We start from the raw sequence: 6,156 nt of genomic DNA on the forward strand, positions 1-6,156 counted from the left end.
CTAGGCGGACCGGTTCGCGGCCAATCTGGCGAGTTCAGTGAGGCCCGCCTTGGCCTGGGCGTCGATCGCGGCGGTGTCGAGGATGTCGAGCGCGCGGCGCGTCAGGTTGTCGATGCGGGTCTCGACGGCCGACAGCGCACCGACCGATTCGATCAGCTGGCAGATGTCCTTGACCTGGGCGTCGGTGAGGTCGGTGCCGATGGACGTACGCAGCGTCTTGGCCGCCACGGGGTCGTGCTGTTCGGCGAGTTCGACGGCTTCGGCCAGCAGCACGGTGCGTTTGCCCGAACGCAGATCGTCACCGGAGGGTTTACCGGTGACGGCGGGATCGCCGAACACACCGAGCACGTCGTCGCGCAGCTGGAACGCCACGCCCAGACCGGTACCGACTTCATGGAACGCGGCGAGCACATCTGGGCGGTCGGCGGCGGCCGCCGCGCCCAGCTGCAGTGGGCGCGAAATGGTGTAGGAGGCCGTCTTGTAGATGTTGACCGTCAACGCCGACTGCACGGATTCGGCGCCGCTGGCCTCGGCGACGATGTCGAGGTACTGACCGCCGAGCACCTCGGTGCGGATTGCGCTCCACACCCGCTGGACCCGTGAGCGCGCCTCGGTGCCGATGTCGGCGCTGGTGATGATGTCGTCGGCCCACACCAACGCGAGGTCGCCGAGCAGGATCGCGGCGGAGAGCCCGAACTGCTCGGGCGATCCGTGCCAGGCGTGGCCGCGGTGCCGTTCGGCGAAGATCCGGTGCACTGTGGGCAGTCCACGCCGGGTGGCCGAGGCGTCGATCACGTCGTCGTGCACCAGCGCGCACGCGTGCAGCAACTCCAGGGCCGAGAACAGCCTGAGCACGTCGGGCCCGGGCTCCGAGCCGGCGACGGCCCGCCAACCCCAGTAGGCGAACGCGGGCCGCAGCCGTTTGCCGCCGCGCAGCACGAACTCTTCGACCGCTTCGGTGAGGACCGCGTAGTCCGCGCCGATGTACGCCGCGTCGCGGCGGCGCTCACTCAGGTAGTCCCGCAGCTGTTCGTTGACGGCTGCGGCCAGCTCGACGGCTGACGGTGCCGATGCATCCACGCTCAGCCGGCGCCCCTTTCTCTGTCGAATGGCCCCCGAGTGCTTTCAGAGTAGAACCTGCGACGCGCGATCGAGCAAGTCAGGGCGCGTGCGGATGCGGGTGTCGTGTCGCGCATTACTGGGTCTGCTCCTCGAGGTCGCCGGGGCGGGGGGAGCGGTCCCGGTTCGCGTAGGCCAGCGCCCCGATGATGCCGGCCACCACGAACGAGGCCACGCCGAGCCAGATGGCGGCCCCGGTGAACGACCGGGCGCTGGGGTCGGTGTAGCGGGCCTGGGCATTCATCGTGCTGACCACGCCCGGGCGCAACTTCCACTCCACCACCTCGGGGGAGATCTGATCGCCGTTCGTCGACGTCACCTCGCCGGGAAACGACACACTCAGCGACACGTCGGCCTCGGGGTCGCTGAGTGAGGTCAGATCTGCCCGGCCTTCCAGGATGACCTGATCCCCGGCGCGACGCAGGGAGATGTCGACGCCGGACGCGTCCTGGTTCATGCCGGCGAGCTGAGGCAACTCGGCGAAGGTCAGATCGGAGAAGACCGCCTGAGAACCGACGTAGTCGTCGCGGCTGTATTCCGAGACGGCGACCTTCTGGGCGAACGGAAGGTTGTTGAGCAGTTGCGGACCCTTGTCGTCGTCGTCCTGCGCCTTGGCGGCGGCGATGATCTGACCCGAGACCCGGTCGTCGGGCGAGACCGTGATCGAGGTGCGGATGCGCACGCAACCGATCAGCGACGGGGCGAGCACGACGAACAGCAGAACCAGGGCGAGCAGCCGCTTGCGGGCGCGGCGACCGGTGAACACCCGGTCATCGTGCCAGATCGCGCATCGCTCTAGAGCGGGAGCGCGCGACCGAGGATGGCGAATGCGCGCGGGTCACCGGAGAAGTGGTAGCCGCGGATGACATCGGTGAACCCGAGACGGCGGTAGAGCCGCCAGGCCCGGTTGGCCTCACCGTTGATCTCGGGGGTGGACAACAACACGTGCTGCTCAGAGCGGTCTTCGAGGAGTCGGCGGATGAGGGCCTCGCCGAGGCCGCGGCCCTGAGCTCGGGGGTGGATGTGCAGCTCGGTCAACTCGAAATAGCTGGTCAGAAGTTCGGAGATGCGGTCGTTGTCGGTCCCTGTGCGGCGCAGACCCGCGACGACCTGCTGCTGCCACCACTGGTCGGGGGCGCCGCAGTAGCCGTAGGCGACACCGAGCATCGGCGCGCTGCTCAGCTCCGGCGCGCCCGCGGCACTGCCCTCGGGACCAGACCGTCCTCCTGCGCGAGAGGCCTCCGGGGGAGCTGAGGTCTGTCCGCGAGCCGGGGCTTCCACCCCCGCTGGGCCTTCAACCCCCGCTGAGGTTTCCACACAAGCTGGGGTTTCCACACAAGCGACGGCCTTCCAGCCCGGCCTGCGGGTGTGCTCGAGCCACATCGAGGCTCGCTGGTCTTCGGTGCCGCGGGGGTAGCGCATGGCGTCGACGTACACACCCAGCGCGTCGCCGAGGCGGCGCTGCATATCGCCGGGCGACAGATCAATGAGATGCGTCGCCAACGTGGTAGCCCTTCCCGGCGGTGAAATGTATGACGACACCATTATCCCGAGAGAAGGCGCTGGCTCTCAGCGGCGGTGTACGTCATAGAATCTGGGGTACGAAGTAGGTGGTACGGGTCAGATCGACCTCGTATCATTATTGTTAAGTGTCCGCACTTGCGGGCACCTCCGAATTTTTTGGACACGACTGCGACGCCCCCACGGCAAAGGGAGGGACGAATGCCACTCTCCGATCATGAGCAGCGCATGCTCGATCAGATCGAGAGCGCGCTCTATGCCGAGGACCCGAAATTCGCGTCCAGCGTCCGGGGCGGTGCGTTCCGCGCTCCGTCGACCAAGCGTCGCCTGCAGGGCGGCGCCCTGTTCGTCGTCGGGCTCGCCATGCTGGTCTGCGGTGTCGCAGTGAAGGCCACCATGATCGGAAGCTTCCCGATTCTGTCGGTGCTGGGCTTCATCGTGATGTTCGGCGGTGTTGTGTTCGCCATCACCGGTCCGCGGGGAGGTGGCAAGGGCGAGCGGTCGGCCAGCGCACCCGGTGCGCCACGGCAGAAGCGCGCCAAGGGTGGCGGTGGCTCCTTCACCAGCCGGATGGAAGACCGCTTCCGCAAGCGCTTCGACGAATAGTCGTCCACCACGACAGGGGCAGTCCGCCAGGACTGCCCCTTTTTTTGTTGTTTCGCCCCCCACATCCCCCCACCGGCGCCCCACCAGCGGTGCAGTGGCCTGTTGAGCTGCGGACACGGTCGGTTCCGGTGCCGTGCCGTTCCCGCGTTGCGGCTCCGCGACGCAACGATCCCCCTGGTCATTGCCGCTCAGTGGGGGGATCTGCGAAACTCGCAGAAGTATTTGGCGCAGAGTGGGGGATTGTGGGGTAAAGTGGCGGACAACGGAGCAACCGGGGTTCCGTACAGAGCGAGGCTTCAGCAGGTCTGCGAGGTGGCGAGATGTTCTTCGGCACCTACACGCCAAAGCTCGACGACAAGGGGCGACTGACGTTGCCCGCCAAGTTCCGCGACGCGCTGGCAGGAGGGTTGATGGTCACCAAGAGCCAAGATCACAGCCTGGCTGTCTATCCCCGTGCCGAGTTCGAGGCGATGATCGCCGAGATCTCCGGCAAGGCGAAGCGTGGTAATCCCCAGGCTCGCGCCTATCTGCGCAACCTGGCCGCCAGCACGGACGAGCAGTACCCCGACAGCCAGGGCCGGATCACCCTGTCGGGCGAGCACCGGCGCTACGCGAACCTCACCAAGGAGTGCGTGGTGACGGGTTCGATCGAGTTCCTCGAGATCTGGGACGCCCAGGCCTGGCACGAGTACCAGGAGCTTCACGAAGAGAACTTCTCCGCGGCCAGCGATGAAGCACTCGGCGACATTCTGTGACCCGGCCACAGGCCCACAGGCCCGTGCAGGGTGGCCTCTGCCCGAACCGGCCCTGACGTACTTCCCCGACGTCAGGTCCGCGAACTCGGACAGGGACCACTCTGCAGGGGCCGCCCCAACCCCTCAGGCTGCTGCCATGCTGGATGACGAGCCCCACATCCCGGTGCTGCTCGACCGGTGCGTCGAGCTGCTCGGCCCCGCCCTGACCCGCGCCGGCCACGATGCCACCCTCGTCGACGCGACCCTCGGTGCCGGCGGGCACGCCGAACGCTTCCTGACCCAGTTTCCCGGGCTGCACCTGGTCGGACTCGACCGCGATCCCGATGCGTTACGCATCGCAGGAGATCGGCTGGCCCCGTTCGGTGACCGGGTCACATTGGTGCGCACCCGCTACGATGACCTGGCCACCCGCCTCACTCATCTCGGCCGCGACGTCGGCGCGATTCTGTTCGATCTCGGCGTCTCCTCCATGCAGCTGGACCGGCGCGAGCGGGGCTTCTCCTACTCGGCCGACGCGCCGCTCGACATGCGGATGGACCCCGATTCGGAACTGACCGCTGCGGTCGTTCTCAACACCTACGGGGAGAAAGAGTTGAGCCGGCTGCTTCGCGAGTACGGTGAGGAGCGCTTCGCCGGTCGCATCGCCGCCCACATCGTCCGACGGCGTGCCGACACCCCGTTCACCCGTACCGGCGAACTGGTCGAACTTCTCTACCAGGCCATTCCCGCGCCGGCCCGGCGCACCGGGGGCCACCCAGCCAAGCGCACGTTCCAGGCGTTGCGCATCGCCGTCAACGCTGAGCTGGAGTCGCTGCGGCGCGCGATACCGGCGGCGCTGACGGCTCTGAGTCCCGGCGGCCGCATCGCGGTGATGGCGTACCAGTCGCTGGAGGACCGGATTGTCAAGGCGGAGTTCGCCACCGCCACCGCGTCCCGCACACCGCCCGGGTTGCCGGTCGAGTTGCCCGGCCACGGGCCGGAATTCGTCTCCCTCACCCGGGGTGCGGAACGGGCCTCGGCCGACGAGATCGAACGCAATCCGAGAAGCGCTCCGGTTCGGCTGCGTGCACTGGAAAAAGTTGGGGGACAGAAGCGATGAAGGCGAAGAAGCCGGCCCGCGCCACGACAGCACGATCCGCGCGCAGCCGCGAGGAGGTCGCCCGCTCGCGGGCCGAGACCAGGAAGAAGCAGACTCCGCGGCGGGGCAAATCGGTCCGCGAGAGTTCCCGGTCGGGGGCCGACCCCCAGCCGCGGGGTCGAAAGCAGACCCGCGAGAGCCGCCCCAACCGGTCGGCTCCTCGCACCACGCCGATCCAGCGTCCGGCTGACCATCCGGCGCGGCCCAAGAGCGCCAGTCAGGCCAAGGCGCGCGCCAAGGCCCGCAAAGCCAAAGCACCCAAGGTCGTGCGCCCTCCGTTGCGGCAGCGGATACTCGTCCGACTCTCCTCCGTCGAACTCGACCCCCGTCGGCTCGTCGCCCGGGTGCCCTTCGTGGTGCTGGTGATCGGTGCGTTGGGACTTGGACTCGGGGTCACCCTGTGGCTGTCCACCGACGCCGCTGAACGGTCCTACCGCCTGGGCAACGCCCGCGAGCTGAATCAGGCTCTGCAACAGCAGAAGGAAGCGTTGGAACGCGACGTCCTCGAAGCCCAGGCCGCTCCGGCGCTGGCCGAGGCTGCGCGCAACCTGGGCATGATCCCGTCCCGCGACACCGCGCGCCTGGTTCAGGATCCGGCCGGCAACTGGGTCGTCGTCGGCACACCCAAGCCGGCCGAAGGCGTGCCTCCGCCCCCGCTGAACACGCCGTTGCCTGAGCCTGCACCTCCCGCGCCGGCCGCACCCCGCGTGGTACAACCGCTCGAGGTACCCGTCCGGATTCCGGCGCCGACCGGCGCGTTGAACCTGCCGGTGCCGGGGTCGCCGGCCACGTTGCCGCCGGCCGGAGTGCCGGGAAGCGAGGTGCCGCACGCGGTGACCGGACAGCTGCCGACCCCAGGCCCGAACGTGAGCTCGCCTCCCCAGGCGCCGGTGGTCGGTGCTCCGCCTGCCGCACTCCCTGCGCCCGGCGCCGGCGCACCGCACCTGCTGCCCGCACCCGCGGCGGTGCCCCCCGCACCCGCACCCGCGCCCGCGGCCGTGGCCCCCGCACCCGCAG

The 6,156-nt window shown here is 68.8% G+C and carries 7 protein-coding genes; 4 read left to right on the plus strand and 3 right to left on the minus strand.

Going from position 1 to position 6,156, the window contains the following annotated elements:
- The 3 genes from idsA2 to J3476_RS12795 form a co-directional block, all read right to left on the minus strand.
- Entirely contained in the window at nt 1-1,080 is a 1,080-nt protein-coding gene (idsA2, locus tag J3476_RS12785; RefSeq protein WP_207066836.1) for a bifunctional (2E,6E)-farnesyl/geranyl diphosphate synthase, read from the minus strand.
- Nucleotides 1,081-1,195: 115 nt separating this feature from the next.
- Entirely contained in the window at nt 1,196-1,885 is a 690-nt protein-coding gene (locus J3476_RS12790; protein WP_163676496.1) for a DUF3153 domain-containing protein, read from the minus strand.
- A gap of 29 nt (nt 1,886-1,914) precedes the next feature.
- Nucleotides 1,915-2,622, minus strand: coding sequence for an N-acetyltransferase (locus J3476_RS12795; protein WP_207066837.1), 708 nt, complete (start codon nt 2,620-2,622; stop codon nt 1,915-1,917).
- Nucleotides 2,623-2,841: 219 nt separating this feature from the next.
- Between J3476_RS12795 and J3476_RS12800 the strand changes: the two genes are divergently transcribed.
- From J3476_RS12800 to J3476_RS12815, 4 genes are all read left to right on the plus strand, one after another.
- The gene (locus tag J3476_RS12800; RefSeq protein WP_207066838.1) at nt 2,842-3,246 is read left to right on the plus strand and encodes a DUF3040 domain-containing protein; all 405 of its coding nucleotides are present in this window, start codon (nt 2,842-2,844) and stop codon (nt 3,244-3,246) included.
- Nucleotides 3,247-3,566: 320 nt separating this feature from the next.
- Nucleotides 3,567-4,001 carry a division/cell wall cluster transcriptional repressor MraZ gene (locus J3476_RS12805; RefSeq protein WP_207066839.1) on the plus strand — a complete coding sequence of 145 codons (435 nt, stop codon included), beginning with the start codon at nt 3,567-3,569 and terminating at the stop codon, nt 3,999-4,001.
- Complete coding sequence (gene rsmH / locus J3476_RS12810; protein ID WP_207066840.1) at nt 3,976-5,100, plus strand: 16S rRNA (cytosine(1402)-N(4))-methyltransferase RsmH; 1,125 nt, start codon at nt 3,976-3,978, stop codon at nt 5,098-5,100. Before J3476_RS12805 ends, rsmH begins: the two co-directional genes overlap by 26 nt.
- On the plus strand, nt 5,097-6,156 hold a 1,060-nt coding region (locus tag J3476_RS12815), incomplete at its 3' end, for a hypothetical protein (RefSeq protein WP_207066841.1). The genes rsmH and J3476_RS12815, both read left to right, overlap by 4 nt.

The organism is Mycobacterium sp. PO1, from assembly GCF_017312405.1.
Taxonomy (GTDB): domain Bacteria; phylum Actinomycetota; class Actinomycetes; order Mycobacteriales; family Mycobacteriaceae; genus Mycobacterium.

Bases quoted from the DNA above. Each gene is read 5' to 3' on its own strand.
- J3476_RS12800 (WP_207066838.1), top strand. From the start codon at position 2,842: ATGCCACTCTCCGATCATGAGCAGCGCATGCTCGATCAGATCGAGAGC.
- J3476_RS12805 (WP_207066839.1), top strand. From the start codon at position 3,567: ATGTTCTTCGGCACCTACACGCCAAAGCTCGACGACAAGGGGCGACTG.
- rsmH (WP_207066840.1), top strand. From the start codon at position 3,976: ATGAAGCACTCGGCGACATTCTGTGACCCGGCCACAGGCCCACAGGCC.